Source organism: Mesorhizobium sp. M2E.F.Ca.ET.209.01.1.1, from assembly GCF_004010375.2.
Taxonomy (GTDB): domain Bacteria; phylum Pseudomonadota; class Alphaproteobacteria; order Rhizobiales; family Rhizobiaceae; genus Mesorhizobium.
Genome location: NZ_SADP02001222.1, coordinates 1 through 288, shown reverse-complemented (window position 1 = coordinate 288; position 288 = coordinate 1). Strand labels below are relative to the sequence as shown.

Here is a 288-nt window from a genome sequence, read left to right as displayed (position 1 = left end):
GATGGCAGACATGAATTCATTCCCGTGACGACCGGCAGGCGGCCTTGACGCACAGGATTTAGCGCCATAGCTTCATCCATAAAATCAGGAAGTTTTTGATCGATACTCCTGAGAATCAGGACAATCCCATGCGCCGTGTCACGTTCGATCTCGATGTCCTCAGAACCTTCGTCACCGGCATGGAGCTGGGCAGTTTCGCCAAGGCGGCCGAGCGGCTGGGGCGCTCGACGTCAGCCGTCAGCGCGCAATTGAAGAAGCTCGAAGAGCAGGCGGATACGCCGATTTTCC

General features: G+C 56.6%; 1 protein-coding gene. It reads left to right on the top strand.

The annotated features are described in order from the left end of the window. Positions 1 to 128 precede the first annotated feature (128 nt). Positions 129 to 288, top strand: a 160-nt coding sequence (locus tag EN852_RS39825; RefSeq protein ID WP_135879975.1) for a LysR family transcriptional regulator, incomplete at its 3' end; no start/stop codon positions are given.